The 17,374-nt window shown below is 69.7% G+C and carries 16 protein-coding genes and 3 pseudogenes; 10 read left to right on the forward strand and 9 right to left on the reverse strand.

Annotated features, from left to right (window positions below; translation table 11 throughout):
• Positions 1 to 173 precede the first annotated feature (173 nt).
• Both DQW85_RS21305 and DQW85_RS21310 read left to right on the forward strand, forming a co-directional pair.
• The gene (locus tag DQW85_RS21305; RefSeq protein WP_205315284.1) at positions 174 to 1,388 is read left to right on the forward strand and encodes a cytochrome P450; all 1,215 of its coding nucleotides are present in this window, start codon (positions 174 to 176) and stop codon (positions 1,386 to 1,388) included.
• A gap of 108 nt (positions 1,389 to 1,496) precedes the next feature.
• Positions 1,497 to 2,471, forward strand: a complete 975-nt coding sequence (locus DQW85_RS21310; protein WP_162795176.1) for a methyltransferase — start codon at positions 1,497 to 1,499, stop codon at positions 2,469 to 2,471.
• A gap of 50 nt (positions 2,472 to 2,521) precedes the next feature.
• On the opposite strand, the gene DQW85_RS21315 is transcribed toward DQW85_RS21310, so the two are convergent.
• Positions 2,522 to 2,737, reverse strand: coding sequence for a hypothetical protein (locus DQW85_RS21315; protein WP_275888228.1), 216 nt, complete (start codon positions 2,735 to 2,737; stop codon positions 2,522 to 2,524).
• A gap of 250 nt (positions 2,738 to 2,987) precedes the next feature.
• Between DQW85_RS21315 and DQW85_RS21320 the strand changes: the two are divergent.
• From DQW85_RS21320 to DQW85_RS21330, 3 genes and pseudogenes are all read left to right on the forward strand, one after another.
• Positions 2,988 to 3,382 (forward strand): annotated as a pseudogene (locus DQW85_RS21320) (YciI family protein).
• On the forward strand, positions 3,382 to 4,608 hold the full coding sequence (locus tag DQW85_RS21325) for an RNA polymerase sigma factor (protein WP_113702059.1): 1,227 nt from the start codon (positions 3,382 to 3,384) through the stop codon (positions 4,606 to 4,608). The pseudogene DQW85_RS21320 and the gene DQW85_RS21325 overlap by 1 nt, the downstream one beginning before the upstream one ends.
• A gap of 290 nt (positions 4,609 to 4,898) precedes the next feature.
• Positions 4,899 to 5,441 (forward strand): hypothetical protein, encoded by a 543-nt coding sequence (locus DQW85_RS21330; RefSeq protein ID WP_113702060.1) that lies wholly within the window; start codon positions 4,899 to 4,901, stop codon positions 5,439 to 5,441.
• 3 nt (positions 5,442 to 5,444) lie between these two features.
• On the opposite strand, the gene DQW85_RS21335 is transcribed toward DQW85_RS21330, so the two are convergent.
• Complete coding sequence (locus tag DQW85_RS21335; RefSeq protein ID WP_205315285.1) at positions 5,445 to 5,645, reverse strand: nickel-binding protein; 201 nt, start codon at positions 5,643 to 5,645, stop codon at positions 5,445 to 5,447.
• Positions 5,646 to 6,101: 456 nt separating this feature from the next.
• Here DQW85_RS21335 and DQW85_RS21345 point away from each other — a divergent pair, with 456 nt between their 5' ends.
• Positions 6,102 to 7,061 carry a TAXI family TRAP transporter solute-binding subunit gene (locus DQW85_RS21345; protein WP_113702063.1) on the forward strand — a complete coding sequence of 320 codons (960 nt, stop codon included), beginning with the start codon at positions 6,102 to 6,104 and terminating at the stop codon, positions 7,059 to 7,061.
• Between the two features lie 53 nt (positions 7,062 to 7,114).
• Here the strand turns inward: DQW85_RS21345 and DQW85_RS21350 are convergent, their stop codons facing one another.
• On the reverse strand, positions 7,115 to 8,596 hold the full coding sequence (locus DQW85_RS21350) for a sensor histidine kinase (RefSeq protein WP_113702064.1): 1,482 nt from the start codon (positions 8,594 to 8,596) through the stop codon (positions 7,115 to 7,117).
• Positions 8,597 to 8,602: 6 nt separating this feature from the next.
• Complete coding sequence (locus tag DQW85_RS21355; protein WP_113702065.1) at positions 8,603 to 9,286, reverse strand: response regulator transcription factor; 684 nt, start codon at positions 9,284 to 9,286, stop codon at positions 8,603 to 8,605.
• Between the two features lie 175 nt (positions 9,287 to 9,461).
• Here DQW85_RS21355 and DQW85_RS21360 point away from each other — a divergent pair, with 175 nt between their 5' ends.
• Genes DQW85_RS21360 through DQW85_RS21370 form a run of 3 tightly spaced genes read left to right on the forward strand, consistent with a single transcriptional unit; the run spans position 9,462 to position 12,473 of the window.
• Positions 9,462 to 10,484 (forward strand): tripartite tricarboxylate transporter substrate-binding protein, encoded by a 1,023-nt coding sequence (locus tag DQW85_RS21360; RefSeq protein WP_113702066.1) that lies wholly within the window; start codon positions 9,462 to 9,464, stop codon positions 10,482 to 10,484.
• Between the two features lies 1 nt (position 10,485).
• Positions 10,486 to 10,947 carry a tripartite tricarboxylate transporter TctB family protein gene (locus DQW85_RS21365; protein WP_113702067.1) on the forward strand — a complete coding sequence of 154 codons (462 nt, stop codon included), beginning with the start codon at positions 10,486 to 10,488 and terminating at the stop codon, positions 10,945 to 10,947.
• Between the two features lie 20 nt (positions 10,948 to 10,967).
• Positions 10,968 to 12,473 carry a tripartite tricarboxylate transporter permease gene (locus tag DQW85_RS21370; protein ID WP_113702068.1) on the forward strand — a complete coding sequence of 502 codons (1,506 nt, stop codon included), beginning with the start codon at positions 10,968 to 10,970 and terminating at the stop codon, positions 12,471 to 12,473.
• A 243-nt stretch (positions 12,474 to 12,716) separates the two neighbouring features.
• On the opposite strand, the pseudogene DQW85_RS47940 reads toward DQW85_RS21370, so the two are convergent.
• The 4 genes and pseudogenes from DQW85_RS47940 to DQW85_RS21380 all read right to left on the reverse strand — a co-directional run.
• Positions 12,717 to 12,932, reverse strand: a pseudogene (locus DQW85_RS47940) (FtsX-like permease family protein); the annotation flags it as partial.
• Positions 12,933 to 12,997: 65 nt separating this feature from the next.
• Positions 12,998 to 13,714, reverse strand: a complete 717-nt coding sequence (locus DQW85_RS45970) for an FtsX-like permease family protein (RefSeq protein ID WP_205315291.1) — start codon at positions 13,712 to 13,714, stop codon at positions 12,998 to 13,000.
• Positions 13,715 to 13,809: 95 nt separating this feature from the next.
• Positions 13,810 to 14,061, reverse strand: coding sequence for a hypothetical protein (locus DQW85_RS45975; protein ID WP_205315286.1), 252 nt, complete (start codon positions 14,059 to 14,061; stop codon positions 13,810 to 13,812).
• Positions 14,061 to 14,656, reverse strand: a pseudogene (locus tag DQW85_RS21380) (ABC transporter ATP-binding protein). Before DQW85_RS21380 ends, DQW85_RS45975 begins: the two are co-directional and overlap by 1 nt.
• Positions 14,657 to 14,746: 90 nt before the next feature.
• Here DQW85_RS21380 and DQW85_RS21385 point away from each other — a divergent pair.
• Positions 14,747 to 15,355, forward strand: a complete 609-nt coding sequence (locus DQW85_RS21385; protein WP_113702069.1) for a response regulator transcription factor — start codon at positions 14,747 to 14,749, stop codon at positions 15,353 to 15,355.
• On the opposite strand, the gene DQW85_RS21390 is transcribed toward DQW85_RS21385, so the two are convergent.
• On the reverse strand, positions 15,352 to 17,352 hold the full coding sequence (locus tag DQW85_RS21390) for a sensor histidine kinase (protein WP_113702070.1): 2,001 nt from the start codon (positions 17,350 to 17,352) through the stop codon (positions 15,352 to 15,354). The genes DQW85_RS21385 and DQW85_RS21390 overlap by 4 nt on opposite strands.
• Positions 17,353 to 17,374: the final 22 nt, after the last annotated feature.

Genomic DNA, 17,374 nt, shown 5'->3' on the forward strand with positions numbered 1-17,374 from the left:
CCGTTCGGGGTGTGCGCCCGCCACCGTTGGTGACCGCGTTGCGGCAGCCCAGTCGACGTCACGAGTGACGAGGGAAGGCAGACCATGGCAGATGTACCGGCACGCATCCTGAATGCAACCACCCCCGCCGATGGCGCTCGATTTGCGGCTGCCGATGTGACAGGAGGCGCGTGGTGATAAGCGACGAGCTGCGCGAGGCGCCCCACGTCGACATGCCGACTGTTCCCGCACCGGTCGACTGCATGCCGATGGTGCTCGCGGCCGGCCGGGTGGCGCCGATCGTCAAAGTGGACTACTACGGCGGAACCAACTGGGTGGTGTGCGATACGGAACTCGCGCGTGCGGCCCTGACAGACCGGCGGCTGAGCAAGGATATGGCGCTCGCCCCGGAGTGGATGCGGATTCCGGGCGTGATGCTCGGTGCACAGCCGCGCGCCGAGGTCGCCCGCGCCATGGTGATGAGCGAAGGCGCGGACCACGTCCGGATCAGGCGATTGCACGGGCCGTTCTTCACGCCGCGCAAGGTCGCGGAGTGGGGCGAGCGGCTGGTGAGGCTGGCCGACGGTCTGCTGGACGAGCTCGCCGCCGAAAGTGGTGAGGTCAACCTGGTCGAGCGCTTCACCTTTCCGCTCCCGCTCCGGTTCTTCAGCGAGCTTCTCGGTGTGCCACCACAGCTCCAGCCTGTCCTGCGCAAGGTCACCGACGAGATCATCTTCTCGCAGGACCAAGCCGTGCGGGCCACTGGTGTGGGCGCGCTGGCCGGCGCGGTTGCCGAGTGGGCCAACGACCCCAGCCAGTTGCGGAACGGGCTGATCACCGGCTTGCTCGATGCCGTCGACACTGATGACGCGGTCACCATGAACGAGGTCGTGACATGGACGACCGGCCTGGTGATGGCCGGCTATGAGTCCACGGCGAGCCTGATCGCCTCGGCGAGTCTCGAAGCGCTGCGCCGGCCGCCCGCGCAACGGCCCCGGACCGAGGCGGACGTCGACGACTGGATCGAGGAGACGCTCAGAATGCAACCGCCGCTTCCGCACGCGACCTGGCGGTTCGCCACCGAGGACATCAACCTCGGCGGCTATCTGATCCCGCAGTCCGCGCCGGTGCAGGTCAACCTGGCGTCGGCCAACCGTTGTCCCCACGATGGAGACAGGGACGACTTCGACCCTGACACGGGTGGCGACCACATCAGTTTCGGGCTTGGCCACCACTACTGCCTCGGCGCGCCACTGGCTCGTCTGGAGGCCAGGATCGCCCTGACCGCGTTGCTGTCTCGTTTTCCCGACGCGCGGCTTAGCGAGACCAGCGAGGTGCGGTGGGAGTCCGACTGGATCATCCGCCGCATTACTGCCCTGCCCGTCGTTCTGACCGGCACCGACTCCTAGCCCACTGCTGCCGCAGGCTGATCACCACCCCTGAGACGAAGGATAGTGATGACCCGCACCCAAGAGGGAGCGCCAATCAGCACCGATTCCGATGCCCCCGTCAGCCAGATGCTGGTGCACCTGCGCTCGGCGCACCTGCTGCGTGCGGCGGTCACGCTCGACCTGGCCGACACACTGGGAGAGGAGCCCGCCGCAGTGGCCGAGCTGGCCGCCCGCACCGGCACCGACCCCGGCGTGTTGAGCAGGCTGCTGGCCGCGTTGGCCAGCACCGGAGTGTTCGCTGTGACCAGCGACGGCAGGTACATCCACACGCCGCTGTCGCGGACGCTGTGCTCCACGCATCCGGTGGGTCGGATGATCGCGCAGGACTTGAAGTCCGACGCTTCGTGGCAGGCGTGGAGCAGCCTCGGTGCCGCCGCTCGCGCGGGCCGCAGCCCGTTCGTCCTGGTCCACGGCACTGACTTCTACAGCTACGTTCGCGAGCACGATCCAGAGCAGGCCACGGCCTTCCATCAGGCCATGAGCAGTGCCACCGCGGAGGACAACGGCGGCATGGTCGCGGCGTTGGGCCTGCCTGCCACCGGCGTGGTGGTGGATGTCGGCGGTGGTCGGGGCGGGCTGTTGCGTGACATCCTGCTGGCTGCCCCGGCGCTGCGCGGGGTGTTGTTCGACACTGAGGCGGTCATCGCCGACGCCCTGCCCGAGTTGGTCACCGGCGAACTCGCCACGCGGTGCGAGACCGTCGCGGGGGACGCCCTGGTCTCGATTCCCGGGGAAGCGGACCTATACGTGCTGCGGTTCATCCTGCACAACTGGGACGACGAGAGCTGCGTACGCATCCTGGAGAGCTGCGCGCGGGCCGCGCGCCCGGGTAGCCGCGTCGTGGTCGCCGAGATGCTGCTGGAGGAGACCGGCACCCCCGACCCGCTCACCGCGATGGCGGACATGGGGATGTTCGTCTTGTTCGGCAGCAGGGAACGTACCGAGGCCGAGTACGCCCGGCTGTTCGAACGGGCCGGTCTCACTTACACCGGCACGACGGCGACCAAGTCGCTGCACCTTTTCGAAGCCGTATCCAGATAGGGCTGTTTCAGGCAACGCGACAGATCAGTTCGCGGGCGGCCGAACCGGACTTACGCGCTCCATTCTGGGTTCAGCGCCGGTCGCCCCGCACCGTGTCGACGAACGCTGCAGGGTCCTGAGAGGCAGATCGTCGCCGCGCCACGCCACATGGCCACGGGGCGGACCAGTACGAAGGGCCGTTCGTAGAGGTCGGCGATCTCCACATCGCTCCGGGTGTTCACGGTCAGCGGCACGCCCCGCTCGGCGAAGGCATGCTCGAGTCCCATGATGGCTTCGTGGCTTGTTGCGATCCCGCGGCGTCCGCGATCCCTGTCACGTACTCCCGGAACCCGCGCCGCTGCGCTCAGGGGCCGCTCTGACGGGCGAAACGCGAGTCGGAGGGATAGGCTGCGTCGCGGCGAGAGATTTCTCCGGGGTCGTGTCGATCCGCGGGCCACTCGTTCGACGTGAGGGTGCGAGGGCCGAGAGGCGGCCCCGCCGGACGAGGAGAATGTGTTGCCGAAGTACATACTGATCATGCGGGGCACCGACGAGTCGAACGCGGCCATGATGGCCAACATCGACGAGATGATGGCCACGACCCGCCAGTTCATCGAGGAGATGGTCAAGGCCGGCGTTCTCCTCGCGGCGGAAGGGCTGGACGATCCGGGCCAGGGCGTAGTGGTCGACTTCAGCGGCGAGGCCCCGGTGGTCACGGACGGGCCGTACGGCGAGACCAAGGAACTGTTCGGGGGCTTCTTCCTGCTCGACGTCGCCTCGAAAGAGGAGGCGGTCGAGTGGGCCAAGCGGGTCCCGGCGGCCCCCGGATCCAAGATCGAGGTCCGGCGGGTGCCCGGGAGCGACGAGGTCCCGCAGGTCGACGAGTGATCGTCAAGGACTGGGCCAGGCTCGAGAGCAACGGCCAGATCTGATGGGTACGGCCGACGTCGAGGCCGTCTGGCGGATCGAGTCGGCACGGATCGTCGCCGCGCTGACCCGGTTCACCGGCGATTTCGGGCTGGCCGAGGACGCGGCCCAGGAGGCGGTGGCCGAGGCGCTGGTGTCGTGGCCGCTCGCCGCTCCGGCCAATCCGGCCGGCTGGCTGATGGCCACGGCCCGGCGGCGGGCGATCGACGCGATCCGCCGCCGGACCGCCCTCCAGGACCGATACGCCCTGCTGGCGGCCGACCCGGCGGTCGACCCGGCGGTTGACGAAGAAATCGACCCCGACAGGATCGACGACGACGTGCTGGCGCTGATGTTCGTCAGCTGCCACCCGGTGCTCTCCCCCGAGGCCCGGGTGGCGCTGACCCTGCGCGTGGTCGGCGGCCTGTCCAGCGAGGAGATCGCCCGCGCGTTCCTCGTACCCGTGCCGACCGTGCAAGCCCGGATCACCCGGGGCAAGAAGACGATCGCGGCGGCCGGGGTGCCGTTCGAGCTGCCACCGGCAGGCGAGCGCCGGGAACGGCTTGGCGGCGTGCTCAGCGTCATCTACGTGATCTTCACCGAGGGATCGACGGCCACGTCGGGCAACCAGCTGCTGCGCCCCGACGTCGCGTACGAGGCGATCCGGCTGGCCCGCACACTGGCCGCGCTGCAGCCGGACGAGCCGGAAGTGCACGGCCTGCTCGCGCTGTGCGAGCTGACGGCCGCGCGCTTCCCGGCCCGGACCGGCCCGGACGGTTCCCCGATCCTGCTCGAGGACCAGGACCGGCGGCGGTGGGACTTCTCGGCGATCCACCGTGGGCTGGCCGCGCTGACCAAGGCATCGACCCGCGGCCTCGGCCCCTACGGCCTGCAGGCCGCGATCGCCGCCATCCACGCGTCGGCACCCTCGGTCGAGGCGACCGACTGGGATCGGATCGTGGTGCTCTACGAGGCACTCGGCCGAGTCGCACCCTCGCCGGTGGTCGAGCTCAACCGGGCCGTCGCCGTGGCCATGGCCTCGGGTCCGGCGCAAGCCCTGGCCATCGTGGACGAGCTGATCGCCTCGGACCGGCTCCCCGGTTCGCATTTGGTTCCGACTGTACGCGGTGAGCTGCTGGCCCGGCTCGGACGGCGCCCGGAGGCACGCGCCGAGCTGGAGCTGGCGGCCCGGCTGTGCGCCAACCAGCGCGAACGCTCAGTGCTGCTGCGCAAGGCGGCCACGCTGGGCTGATTTCTCCAGCTCGGGCCAGCCGGGATTCGACGCGGTCCGGATGCCGTCCTTGCTTGTCTCCGCACGTGGCATGGCCTCGTCGGACCGCCATAGTCTGGCCCCAACTGTCTGGGGGGTAAACACGCGGCGCTCCATATCCTGTGCACAATCGTCGGCGGGTATGGAGAATAGGTGCAAATAGTGTGAATCTTCTGCTTCGTCTGTAGCGACTCAAGCGGGATAGCCGGGACACTCGCCCTGTGAAGCAGTCTCCTCTGAGGTCTTCTCGTTGGTCAAAGTGGACTGTCCTCATGGCTTCTCTCGGATGGGTCTTCCTGCTCGCGTCCAGCTACCTGCAGATTCCGCTCTACAGACAAATTTGGCTGTTCAGCTGGCTGGTCATCACGTTCGCCTGGCTGTGGGCCTACATCTGGACCTTCACTACGGTCATCTCATATCTCTCTGTCCAGGCGTACGCGCGAGCGGCAATCGCGTTGATCATGGCGGTGGTGCTCGGGGCGGTCATCTCGAGAGTCGACTGGCGAACCACGTTCATCGACAGCACGCTGCGACTGCACCAGGGAAGCTTCGCCGAGCTCGCCGCTGCATATCGGGAGGGGAAGCCTCTCGATCCTCCCTGGTGGATGGAGTACCTGTCTGTCGACGGAGAAGTCCAGGCGCAGAATAACGGACTCTATTTGCCGATCTACGTAGATGAATGGAGATCAGAGACTGGTTCAGGTCTCGCGTACTTTCCGAGCACGCCCAGCAATGACCTTCTCATCCAGACTGCCGACGGGGACATGGGCCGGCCGGTTCGGGATTTGGGGAATGGCTGGTGGTGGGTGGAGTAAGACTCAGAGCCAGCAATAGAGCGCCGTTGCGTCGTCGAAGTTTGCCATGCCATTCCAGGGCGTCGTCCGTACGGCGGACGGGCGCCGCTGGCTGGCCTTTTCGTGGACGCGGAGGACCGCTTCCTTGGACGGGCCGGTCGGCAGGCAGAAGACCTTGCCCGATTCCGGGTCGAGCCACGTGTGCACGTCCATGTACTTCGCCATGGCCGGCTCCTCTCCGGTCATGTGACCTATCGAGCCACGACTTGGTGGCGCTGGCCGGCCGCCACTTCCTCACCGCCGTCGCCCCTGCCCGAAGACCTGAACGAGGCGCTCAACCAGATCCACGGGCGGGGGAAGGGCGCACTGTATTGCGCCAACTCGGGATCGCCACCAACCTGGTGGGACCTCGCGGCCTGCGTGGCGAGGGACGTCGGTGAGACCTTGCCGGAGGGTGGCGCGGATGCGGTGCATTGAGACGCGGTGCATTGAGACGCGGTGCATTGAGACGCGGTGCATTGAGACGCGGTGCATTGAGACGCGGTGCATTGAGACGCGGTGCATTGAGACGCGGTGCATTGAGACGCGGTGCAGTGAGGCGCGGTGCAGTGAGGCGCGGTGCGTTGATGGGACGCTGATGTCTCATCGGCGATCGACGGCCGTCGTCCGTATCATCTCGGCATGGCGCTGAACCTGGAGCTACAGCTCAGCCGGCGGGCGGTGCTCCTGGCCGCCGGAGGGCTGCTCGCCGGTTGCTCCCAGCGGTCCGAGGCCGACAAGGTCCACCTGCGACTGGCCACCGGGCCGGCGGGGGCGGTATACCGGCGGATCGGCGGTGCGCTGGCCGAACACGTCTCCGAGCAGGTGCCGGGTGCCACCCTGAGCACCGTGCCGAGCAGGGCGTCCACCGACAACATCCGGATGTTGCGGGCCGGCGAGGTGCACCTAGGGCTGACGAGCCTGGACGCACTGATGACGACCGACGGCAGCGCGCCCGAGGGGCTCTCGGCGATATGCCGGCTCTACGACAGTCACCTGCATCTCGTGGTCATGGCCGACTCGGCGATCGACGAGTTCCGGGACCTCGAGGGCAAGCGCGTATCCCTCGGTGCCCGCGACTCGGGCACGGAGTTCACATCGCTGCGGGTTCTGGAGCTCGGCCTGGTGGACGCCGACGGTCGCTACCTCAGCCAGGCCGAATCGGCGGCGGCACTGCGCGACGGCGAGATCGACGCGATGTTCTCCCTGACCGGCGTCCCGACACCCGCCATCACGGAGCTGGCGCAGCGGCACCCGATCCGACTGATCCCGTTGGACGCGGAGGCAGACGCTCTCTTCACGGCGTTCCCAGGTCCCTACACTCCGGCCATGATCCCTTTGACTGCCTACGCCGGAGTCCCGGCCACCCGCACCGTCGCTGTGCCGAACGTGCTGCTCGTGCGCAACGACGTGGCCGATGACCTGGTCTACGCCATCACCGACACGATCTTCACGCACACCGGTACGATCACCTCCGCCGGCCGCGACGACGCCGAGGCCGTTCCCGAAGCGTGGCAGATCAACGTGCGTACCGGGATCTCCACCGCATCGATCCCGCTCCATCCGGGCGCGGCCGCCTGGTTCCGCGACCGCAAGCGCTGACCCGAGACTGTGACGGAGCCCGGGTCCTCAGAACTGCGACGGAGCCCGGGTTCTCAGAACTGCGACGGAGCCGGGGCGCCGGACGATGAGGCCACCCGCGGAGCGACCGGCAACGCAACCACCGCGGCGAATCCGTGCCCGGACCCGTCCGGACGCGGCAGGCCCTCCTCCAGCCGCAGCTCGCCCCCGGCCGCCCCGACCAGGTCGGCGCAGATCGCCAGTCCCAGGCCGGTCCCGGGCACGTTCTGGTGCCGCGGCGACCGCCAGAACCTCCGTAGCGCCTGGGCCCGCTCGGACGCGTCGAGCCCCTGGCCGTCGTCACGGACGGCGATCGTGACCACGCCTCCGGCCGCGGAGGCGTTGCCGGGTCCGGCGCCCGCACCACCGGGGACGACTCGGGCGGTCACCTCCACCACCTGCGCGTCCGACAGCCGTAACGCGTTGCTGATCAGCTCGTCCAGGATGCTGCCCAGTCCGCCCGGCGGCTCCAGCAACCGCAGCCCCGGCGGCACGTCGACCGCCAGTGTCTGCCCCGCCGTCGCCGTCAACGCCCGCCACCGGTCCACCCGGGTCGCCAGCACCGCGTCGAGATCCACCGGCGACGCCGTCCGTATGCTCTCCATCCGCGCACTGGCCTGCAGCGAGTTCAGCATCCGCTGCATCGCCTTCAGCTCGTCGACGGCGACCTCGTACGCCAACCGCCCGTCGCCGACCGTGCGCAGGTGCGGTTCCAGACTCTCCACGGCGAGCCGGAGGCTGGTCAGCGGATTGCGCAACTGATGCGACGCGTCGGACACGAACGCCCGCTGCCGCTGCACGGCGTTCTCGACCGCGTCCATCATGGTGTTGAACGACTCCGCCAGCCGACGCAGCTCGACCGGGCCGGCCGCGGCGTCCGCCCGGATCGTGAGGTCGCCCTGTGAGATCCGCGAGCTCGCCGCGTCCAGTTCCCGCACCGGCCGCAGCACCCACGCCGACACCGGCCAGGCGACGGCCACCAGCGCGATCAACGGCAGCAGCCCGAGCCCGGTGAGCTGGGCCCATCGCACGAGGATGCGATGGCGCGTCTTCGACAGGTCGGAAATCGTCACGACGGCGCCGACGACCTCGCTGTCGCGGCCCACCGGCTCCGCGACCACGAGTGCGGAGTCGTCCCACGGCGCCCATTCCCCGGACGGTTCGGACCTCGTCCCGGCCAGTGCCGCGGTCACGATCCGGGGCAACGCGGGCTCGGCTCGCGCCGCCTTCTGGTACGCGCCGGCCGGCCCGAGCAGCGCCGAGCCCGACGTGTCGATCACCGCGACCGGGATGCCGTACAGCTCGTGGTAGTGCGCCAGCTCCTGGTGGAGCGCCGCGGTCCGCCCGGTTGACAGCGCGGTCTCGGCCAGCGACGCGAACCGGCCGACGTCGTTGAGCCGGTCGACGTAGGTCTCCTGCATCTCCCGCTCAGCCACGGTGACGCTGAGCGGCACCCCGAGCGCCGCGACGAGCAGCACCGCGAGGGGCACCAGGACGACGAGCAGGCGGCGGTGCACGGCGCGTCAGCCGATCGGCTCCGGCCGGTCGGCCAGGAGCCGATAGCCGACCCCGTGGATCGTGCGGATGAGCACGGTCGGCCCGAGCTTGTGCCGCAACGCCGCGATGTGGGTGTCCAGGGTGCGACTCGACGACTCCCAGGTGGCGCCCCAGACCTGGTCGAGGATGACGTCGCGGCTCACCACGTTCGGCATGCGCCGGGCCAGCAGCAGGAGCAGCTCGAACTCCTTGCGGGTCAGCGTCACGGGCGTGCCGTCGACGGTGACCTCGCGGGTGCCGACGCCGATCCGCATCGGGCCGAGGACGAGCGGCTCATCCGGGTGGCTCAGGGCACGGGCCACCCGGGTGCGCCGCAGGACGGCGTCGATCCGGGCCAGCAACTCCGGCACTCCGAACGGCTTCACGATGTAGTCGTCCGCGCCGGCGCGCAAGCCACGGACCCGCTCGTGTTCCTCCGATCGTGCTGTCACGGCGATGACGGCGGTCTCCGGGCGGTCACGCAGCTTGCGGATCACGTCGAGTCCGTCGCCGTCGGGCAGCCCCAGGTCGACGAGGACCACATCGGATGGCGCGGCATGCACGGCCTCCGTGGCGGTGGCGATGCGGTGGACCTCGAAGCCCGCCTGGGCCAGGACGGTCACCAGACCCCGCGCCACGCGGTCGTCATCCTCGATGATGGTGATCCGCATACCGGCGGATTGTACGGCCCGGATCTGCGCTCGTGTCAGCCCTACAGTTCTTGGGATTCTCCTGACATCCGGGGCATTCCTTGGGATTACCCTGACACCATTCGCGTCCCTGCCAGCCCAGACTGAGGCCGAGCACTCACGACAAAAGCGCATGCGCTGACGAGGAGGCCGCGATATGAGAACGAGCAGCAGGTACCGTGCCGCCGCGCGGATGATCGCCGCGATCGGCGTCGTTTCGCTCGCCGCCGCCTGTTCCGGCAACGGAGGCGCCACCGGCGGAGGCGGCACCGGAGGCTATCCGGACCAGAACATCACGTTCGTCGTCCCGTTCAGCGCGGGCGGCCCGACGGACACCGTCACCCGCATGATCGCCGAGCCGATGGCCGCCAAGCTCGGCGCCAAGATCGTCGTCCAGAACGTCGAGGGCGCGGGCGGCACGGTCGGCGCCGGCGAGGTCGCGCGGGCCAAGCCCGACGGCTACACCGTGCTCATGCACCACATCGGCATGTCGACGGCGCCCTCCCTGTACAAGGACCTGGGCTACAAGCCGCTTGAGGACTTCGCGACAATCGGGCTCGTCACCGAGGTGCCGATGACGGTCGTCGCCCGCAAGGACTTCGCGCCCAAGACGCTCCAGGAACTCGTGACCTACGTGAAGGCGAACGCCGGCAAGGTCACGCTGGCCAACGCCGGCATCGGTGCCGCATCCCACCTGTGCGGCCTGCTGTTCCAGAGCGCCGCCGGTGTCAAGCTCCAGGAGGTCCCGTACGAAGGCACCGGCCCCGCGTTGACCGACCTCGTCGGCGGCCAGGTCGACTTCATGTGCGACCAGACGACCAACACCAGCGGCCAGATCTCCGCGGGTGGGGTGAAGGCGTACGCGGTGACCACGCCGGAGCGGGTGAAGAGCCTGCCCGACGTGCCCACCACGACCGAGGCCGGGCTGCCCAAGCTCCAGGTCAGCGTGTGGCACGGTCTGTACGTCCCGGCCGGCACTCCGCAGGATGTCGTCCAGAAGCTGTCCGAGGCGCTGAAGGCGGCACTGGCCGACCAGAAGGTCATCGACCAGATGGCCAAGCTCGGCACCGCGCCGGTCCCGGCCACGGCCGCGACCCCGCAGGCGCACCGGGCCAAGCTCGAAGAGCAGATGGGCACCTGGTCGAAGGTCATCGCCGACTCCGGTGTCAAGGTTTCCTGAGGTGGAACGCCGCCGGTCCTTCCCGGACGTCCTCGCCGGGGGGATCTTCGTCCTGATAGGTGGCGCATTCGTGGTGGGGGCGCTCGGCTACGAGCTGGGCACCCCACTGCGGATGGGCCCCGGCGCCTTCCCGCTGCTGGTCGGCGTGGCCGTGGCCGCCCTCGGCCTGGCGATCGTCATCAAGGGACTCATCGCCGGCGAGGTGGCCTCGTTCGGGCCGATCCCCTGGCGTGCGGTCGTCGTCATCGTGCTCGCGATCCTGTTCTTCGGATTCACCATCCGGGGCCTCGGATTCGTGCCGACGTCGGCGATTACCGCCCTGCTCACCACGCTGGCCAGCTCGCGCGTACGGCTGCTCACGGCCGTGGCCGTGGCCGCCGGGCTGACCGTGGCCAGCACGCTCATCTTCGTCGTCGGACTTCAGTTGCGGATCCCGCTATGGGGCCCGTGGCTGGGGTTCTGACACGGCATCCGGATTGAGGCATGGAACTCCTCAACAATCTCGTGCTGGGCTTCTCGACCGCTCTCCTGGTCGAGAACGTCCTCTACTGCTTCGTGGGAGTGCTGCTCGGGACGGCCGTCGGCGTGCTGCCCGGCATCGGGCCGACGGCGACGGTGGCGATGCTGCTGCCGATCACGTTCAGCTTCGAGCCGGTGACGGCGCTGATCATGCTGGCCGGCATCTATTACGGCGCACAGTACGGCGGCTCGACGACCGCCATCCTGATCAACCTGCCCGGCGAGTCGTCGGCGGCGGTCACCGCGCTGGACGGACACGAGATGGCCCGGCAGGGCCGAGCCGGCGCGGCGCTGGCCGTTGCCGCGATCGGGTCCTTCATCGCGGGTACGGTGGCCACCGTGGCGCTGGCCGTCGCGGCCCCACCGCTGGCCCGCGTCGCGTTGCAGTTCGGCCCGGCCGACTACTTCTCGCTGGTGCTGCTCGGCCTGATCGTGTCGATCACGCTGGCGCGTGGCTCGGCGCTCAAGGCACTGGCGATGATCGCGCTCGGCGTCCTGCTCGGCACGGTCGGACAGGACATCTACACGGGCACCCCCCGATTCGTGTTCGAGCAGCGCGAGTTGTACGGCGGCATCAACTTCGTGTCGCTCGCCGTCGGCATGTTCGGCGTGGCCGAGATCCTGCGCAACCTGGAGAACGAGCAGAACCGCGCGACGGTCATCAGCAAGGTGACGAACCTCTGGCCGACCCGCGAGGACCGGCGCCGGACCGTCGGCCCGATCCTGCGGGGTACCGGTCTCGGCTCCGCGCTCGGCGTCCTGCCCGGCGGAGGCCACGTGCTGGCCTCGTTCACCTCGTACGCCGTCGAGAAGCGGATCTCGAAGCGGCAGCAGGAGTTCGGGCACGGCGCGATCGAGGGCGTCGCGGGCCCCGAGTCGGCGAACAACGCCGCCGCCCAGACGTCGTTCATCCCGCTGCTCACCCTGGGTCTGCCCGCCCACCCGGTGATGGCACTGATGGTCGGCGCGTTCATCGTCCACGGCATCACCCCCGGCCCGAACGTCATCACCGACGAACCGGCGCTGTTCTGGGGCCTGATCGCGTCGATGTGGATCGGCAACGTACTGCTCGTGCTGCTGAACCTGCCGCTGATCGGCTTGTGGGTGCGCATGCTGCGCATCCCGTACCAGGTGCTGTTCCCGATGATCATCCTCTTCGCCGCGATCGGCACATACTCCGTGGGTTTCAACGCGTACGACGTCTACGCGATCGCATTCTTCGGGATCCTGGGCTACGTCCTGATCAAGTGCGGCTGTGAGCCGGCGCCACTGCTGCTCGGCTTCGTCCTCGGACCGTTGCTTGAGGAGAACCTGCGGCGGGCGCTCATCATCTCCCGTGGCGACCCGTCAGTCTTCCTGACCCGACCGATCTCCGCGGTGCTCCTGACCTTGACCGTGGCGGCGCTCGTCGTCGCCGTCCTCCCGACGATCCGCAAGCGCCGCGAGGTCGTGTTCGCCGAGGAGGACTAGGGACTCCGGTAATCGCACGGCTCCTGGGTTATCCGGGTGCTGGCGGCGCGGACCTGGCTCCACCGCGCCTTGCCGTGCTCGGTCGCTTCGACGGTGCCGTCCGTCATTCGCGGGCGGCGAGCGCGTCGGCGGGGCGAGGCCGCAGCACGAACCTGCTGGGGATCGCCGTGGCGCCAGTGCCAGGGTCACCACGGCGGTGACCACCGCGAGATAGGCGTACGGCAGCGCCGACCCCGTCATCCCCGCGCTGAAGGCGGCCAGCGTCGCCAGCGAGATCGACGTTCCGATGGCCACCGCGACGCCCACCGCCCTCAGCGTCTCCGTGCGCAGCATCCGCGCCGCCTGCCGCCGGGTGGTACCGACCACACGTAGCACGGCGAGCTCCCTGGACCGGGCCAGGGTGGACATGGCCAGCGTGTTGACCACGGCAATCGGGCAGAAGGCGATGATCAGACCCATGGCGACGTAGCCGACCGCCGCGTTGGGCGTGCCGGTCGTCACCGCCTCGGCCTGGTCGAGCACGGTCACGGCGGGCAGCGCCCGCTCCAGCGCCGCGGGCCGAGCACGTAGTCGGCTTTGACGCCCGCTTTCACCTCGTTCTGGGCGGCGCGTTCCATGGTGGTCGGCACGAACAGGATCGTGCACGTCATCGCTGTCATCAGGGTCAACGGTGTGATCGCTGAGGCCGGCCGCCCGGTGTCGGCGCGCAGGTTCTTCCGCGCGAGGTAGCCGGCCATGCCGGGCGCGCGCAGCGGCAGCGCGGTCGCCGCCTGCGCGATCAGCGGCCCGAGCAGGGCGACCGCTGTCGTCCACAGCAGCGCGGTCAGCATGGTGACGGGGCCGGCGGCCGCTTCGGTGGACAGCGAGGACAGCACCATAGTCAGCACGACGCCGCCGGCGACGGCGAGCAGGCCGCCGATCAGCCGGGCCCACGGGAGTCCGGCCGCCGGCATCGCCGTCTCACCCAGTGCCTCCACCGGCCTGATCCTGGCGGTACGGCGGGCGGAGACGCGTGCAGCCACCCACGCGGCCACCAGCGTGGCCAGCATCGCGACGATCGGCGGGAACGGGCTGACGACAAGTCGCAGGTTGCCCGGCATGGCCCCCAGCGCGACGAACCTGGTCCGCAACCAGAACCCCAGCAGGATCCCCGCTCCGGAGCCGAGCACCCCGGCAGCCACGCTGATGAGCAGGGCCTCGCCACCGACGAGCTTCCTGGCCTGCCGCGGCGTGGCGCCGATGCGCCGCCCAGGCTGATGAGCCTGACCCGGGCGTCTTCCGCCTCGGGGAACTCGACCGCGCCGCGCTCGTCGCCGATGTACGCGACCGCGCCGCGTTAGTGGCCGGTGTACGCGACGGCACCCGGGACGGTGACGTCTACTCGGGAGAGGACGCCGATGGCCGTCACCAGACCGGCGCGTCCGGCCAGGCGGCGGGCCTCGCCGGTGGCGAAAAAGATCGTGTCCTCGCTGGGCAGCGCCTGCGCGGTCACTCCGACGACGCGGTAACCGGGGATCGGCCGGCCGGCGTGGCGGGCGTCCACGACGACTTCGCCGGCGGCGAGGGAGGGACCCGCGAACGAGATCATCACTTCCAAACCCCCAACCTGGTCATGCGCTCGGCCACCTTCTCGGCGGCCGGGGCCGTCATCGCGTCCACGATCCGGCCGTCGGCCAGGAACAGCACCGTGTCGGCGTACGCCGCGGCCACCGGGTCGTGGGTGACCATCACCACGGTCTGGCCGAGCGTGGAGACCACCTCCCGCAGCAGGGTCAGCACGTCGCGGGCCGTCATGGTGTCCAGCGCGCCCGTCGGCTCGTCGCCGAACACCACCTCCGGCCTCGTCACCAGTGCCCTGGCGAGTGCGACGCGCTGCTGCTGACCGCCGGAGAGCTGGGCCGGGCGGCGATCGGTGCGTCCGCCGAGGCCCACCCAGTGCACGATCTCGTCCAGCCACGCCCGGTCGACCCTGGCGCCGGCCAGCATGAGCGGCAGCGTGATGTTCTCCGTCACGGTCAGCGCGGAGACCAGGTTGAAAGCCTGGAACACGAACCTGAGGGACCCATGACCGCGGTGAAGGTTCCCCGGGGGATGCCGACCGACACCTCGCGCAGGGCCGCCACCGCGCTCCGACCCCTGCCGTACACCTTGCTCACCGCGTCCAACCGCACTGCTTCTGTCATGGGCTCAAGCCTGCTATCTGCTCTTTCCGCCACCAGAGAGGCGATCACGACCTAGTCATGACTTCATCATCATCCGGACATAATGGTCAGATGATCCGCACGCTCCTGGCCGAGGACCAGCACGTCATCAGAGAGGCCCTCGTGACCCTGCTCGGCCTCGAACCCGACATCGAGATCGTCGCGGCGGTCGAATCCGGGGACGCGGCGGTCGCCGCCGCCCTGGCTCACCGGCCGGACGTGGCCGTGCTGGACATCGACATGCCCGGCGCTATCGACGGCCTCGACGCCGCCGGCGAGCTGCGTGCCAGGCTGCCGGAATGCCGCACGCTCATGCTCACCGGCCACGGCAAGCCCGGCCATCTCCGCCGCGCGCTCACCTCCCAGGTGGACGGCTTCATGCTGAAGACCGCCTCGCCGGAGGAGCTGACGACCGCGATCAGGAAGGTGGCACGGGGCGAACGCGTACTCGACCCCGCGCTCGCCCAGACCGCGTGGAACCTGGCCGACAACCCGCTCACCTCCCGCGAGGCCGACGTCCTGCGGCTGGTCGCGGCGGGCGCCGAGGCGACCGAGATCGCCGGTCAGCTCTTCCTCAGCGCCGGGACCGTACGCAACTACATCACCACGATCGTCGCCAAGCTCAACGCCCGCAACCGCACCGACGCCGTGCGCCTCGCTTCCGAGGCGGGCTGGATCTAGGCGGGGACCCAGGCATGCGTCGGTACCGTGGCGGTCAGCTCGAACCAGCCGTCTTCCCGGGAGACGGCCAGCCGCCCGTCGAGTGCCGCCAACCTGGTGCTGAGGTTGCCGATCCCGGCTGAGCCGCGGCGCCCCTGTGTGGTGCGTACTCCGTCGTTGCGGACGCTGAGGCGTGCGGTGCCGTCTCGTACGGCGGTCGTGATCACGCATCGGCCGGCCGAGCTGTGCCGCAGGACGTTGGTGACGGCCTCCCTGAGCACGATGCCGAGCGTGGTGTCCGCGTCCCTGCCGAGGGTGGAGTGGTCCAGGCCGAGCACGACCTCGATGCCGGCTGCCGTCAGCAGCGACCGGGCCGCCTCCGCCTCCGCGGTCAGTGACAGCCGCCTGTGCTCGCCCGACACCGTACGCAGGTCCTCCATGGCCCGCTCGGTCATGGTCAGGACGTCGTCGAGTTCCTCGCGTGCGCGCTCGACGTCGAGCCTGCGGGCGAGCTCGCATTTGAGCAGGATCGCTGCCAGGGTGTGCCCGAGAAGGTCGTGCAGGTCGCGGGCGGCACGCAGCCGTTCCTCGATGACGGCCGCGCGGGCCAGGCCGTCCCTCGACTCGCGCAGTTCCCTGGCGAACTGGGCCAGCTTGAGCAGCCCGTACACGACCAGGCCGCTCACCAGGGTGCTGATCGCGTAGTTCACGGTCAGCGGGATCGGCAGGCCGAGCAGCGCGCCGGCGACCGCGGCGACTGCCACGATCGCCGCCACCAGCGGCACGGCCACTCCCCAGGAGAAGGCCAGCAGGATCGGCCCCGCCAGGAACCCCGTCACACCCAGCCATGCCTGCCCGAACAGCGGGATCGGCGCGAACGTCAGCACCGCCATGATCGACAGCGCCACCGGGTGCCGTCCCTCGACCGATCGCAGTTGCATTAACACGATGACGGCCAGCAGCGCGGCCGGCCACAGCGAGCCGGCCAGCAGCAGCGCCTTGGCCGAGAACCCCACCAGCACGGCCGCCAGCAACGCCATCGACAGCATGCCGTCATGCGCGGGCCGGACGGGTGGGCGGGTGAGGGGCAGCGTCGCCTCCACGGTCATCGAGGCGTCACCGGCGAGCCCGACGGTGAGCGTGCCTCCCGCCGCCTCGGCCTGAGCCGGCAGGTCACCGAGGCTCTCGTCGTCGGCTGTCCGCGCACCGTCGTCGGCTGTCCGCGCACCGTCGTTGGAGACGCGCAACCGTACGGCTGAACCCTCCGTGGAAGTCTCGATGAGGCAGGTGGTGGCCGTGCGCCGCCGTACGATCTCTGTCACAGCCTCGCGGAGCACGGCCGCCAAGAGGGCGCCCGCCGGGCCGAGCGGCTCCGCATGGCCCACACGCACGTCCACGGTGACGCCCGCGGCGGTCAGCATCGCCTTGGCGGTGGAGATCTCGGGAGCCAGGGACATCGCCCGGTAGCTCGCCGCCGCGGCCCGGGCATCGGCCAGCGAGCGTCGCGCCGTCTCCACGTCAGGGGTCCCGGTACGCGCGCCGGCGGCGATCGTGGCGAGCGCTCTGCCCAGCCCCGTGCTCAGCTCGGCGGCGATACGCAGCCGTTCCTCGGCCGCCGCCGTCATCGCCAGCGACAGCCTGGCCGCGTTCACCTCCTCGATCCGGTCGATCATCGTGGTCAGGCCGTAGACGACAAGGGAGATCAACACCATGCTGATCACCGGGTCGAGGGGGCCGAGCAGGGCAGCGCTCGCCACCACCGCCAGGGCGAGCGGCCACAGCGGAGTCAGCAGCAACGACCCGCCGACGAAACCGAGGATGCCGACCGAGGAGCCGAGCAGCAGCACCGACCCGTACGCCAGGGCCGCCTGGAGGGCGACCAACCACCACCGACGCCACCTGACGAAGGCGACCTGGAGCACCGGCAGTGCCAGCGCCAGGGGCGATCCGGCCACCACGTAGACGCTCGCGAAGGCCGCGAACACCACTACCGCGATCAGCTTTGCCCTCTTGTGCACCCGTTCAGCCTAGGAGGCTGCT

It is taken from the genome of Nonomuraea lactucae, from assembly GCF_003313395.1.
Lineage (GTDB): Bacteria > Actinomycetota > Actinomycetes > Streptosporangiales > Streptosporangiaceae > Nonomuraea > Nonomuraea lactucae.

What these genes read in the sequence shown, in the direction of transcription:
- DQW85_RS21310 (WP_162795176.1), top strand. Translation starts at nt 1,497, where the DNA reads ATGCTGGTGCACCTGCGCTCGGCGCACCTGCTGCGTGCGGCGGTCACG.
- DQW85_RS21315 (WP_275888228.1), bottom strand. Translation starts at nt 2,737, where the DNA reads ATGGGACTCGAGCATGCCTTCGCCGAGCGGGGCGTGCCGCTGACCGTG.
- DQW85_RS21325 (WP_113702059.1), top strand. Translation starts at nt 3,382, where the DNA reads ATGGGTACGGCCGACGTCGAGGCCGTCTGGCGGATCGAGTCGGCACGG.
- DQW85_RS21330 (WP_113702060.1), top strand. Translation starts at nt 4,899, where the DNA reads ATGGCTTCTCTCGGATGGGTCTTCCTGCTCGCGTCCAGCTACCTGCAG.
- DQW85_RS21335 (WP_205315285.1), bottom strand. Translation starts at nt 5,645, where the DNA reads ATGGCGAAGTACATGGACGTGCACACGTGGCTCGACCCGGAATCGGGC.
- DQW85_RS21345 (WP_113702063.1), top strand. Translation starts at nt 6,102, where the DNA reads ATGGCGCTGAACCTGGAGCTACAGCTCAGCCGGCGGGCGGTGCTCCTG.
- DQW85_RS21355 (WP_113702065.1), bottom strand. Translation starts at nt 9,286, where the DNA reads ATGCGGATCACCATCATCGAGGATGACGACCGCGTGGCGCGGGGTCTG.
- DQW85_RS21360 (WP_113702066.1), top strand. Translation starts at nt 9,462, where the DNA reads ATGAGAACGAGCAGCAGGTACCGTGCCGCCGCGCGGATGATCGCCGCG.
- DQW85_RS21370 (WP_113702068.1), top strand. Translation starts at nt 10,968, where the DNA reads ATGGAACTCCTCAACAATCTCGTGCTGGGCTTCTCGACCGCTCTCCTG.
- DQW85_RS45975 (WP_205315286.1), bottom strand. Translation starts at nt 14,061, where the DNA reads ATGATCTCGTTCGCGGGTCCCTCCCTCGCCGCCGGCGAAGTCGTCGTG.
- DQW85_RS21385 (WP_113702069.1), top strand. Translation starts at nt 14,747, where the DNA reads ATGATCCGCACGCTCCTGGCCGAGGACCAGCACGTCATCAGAGAGGCC.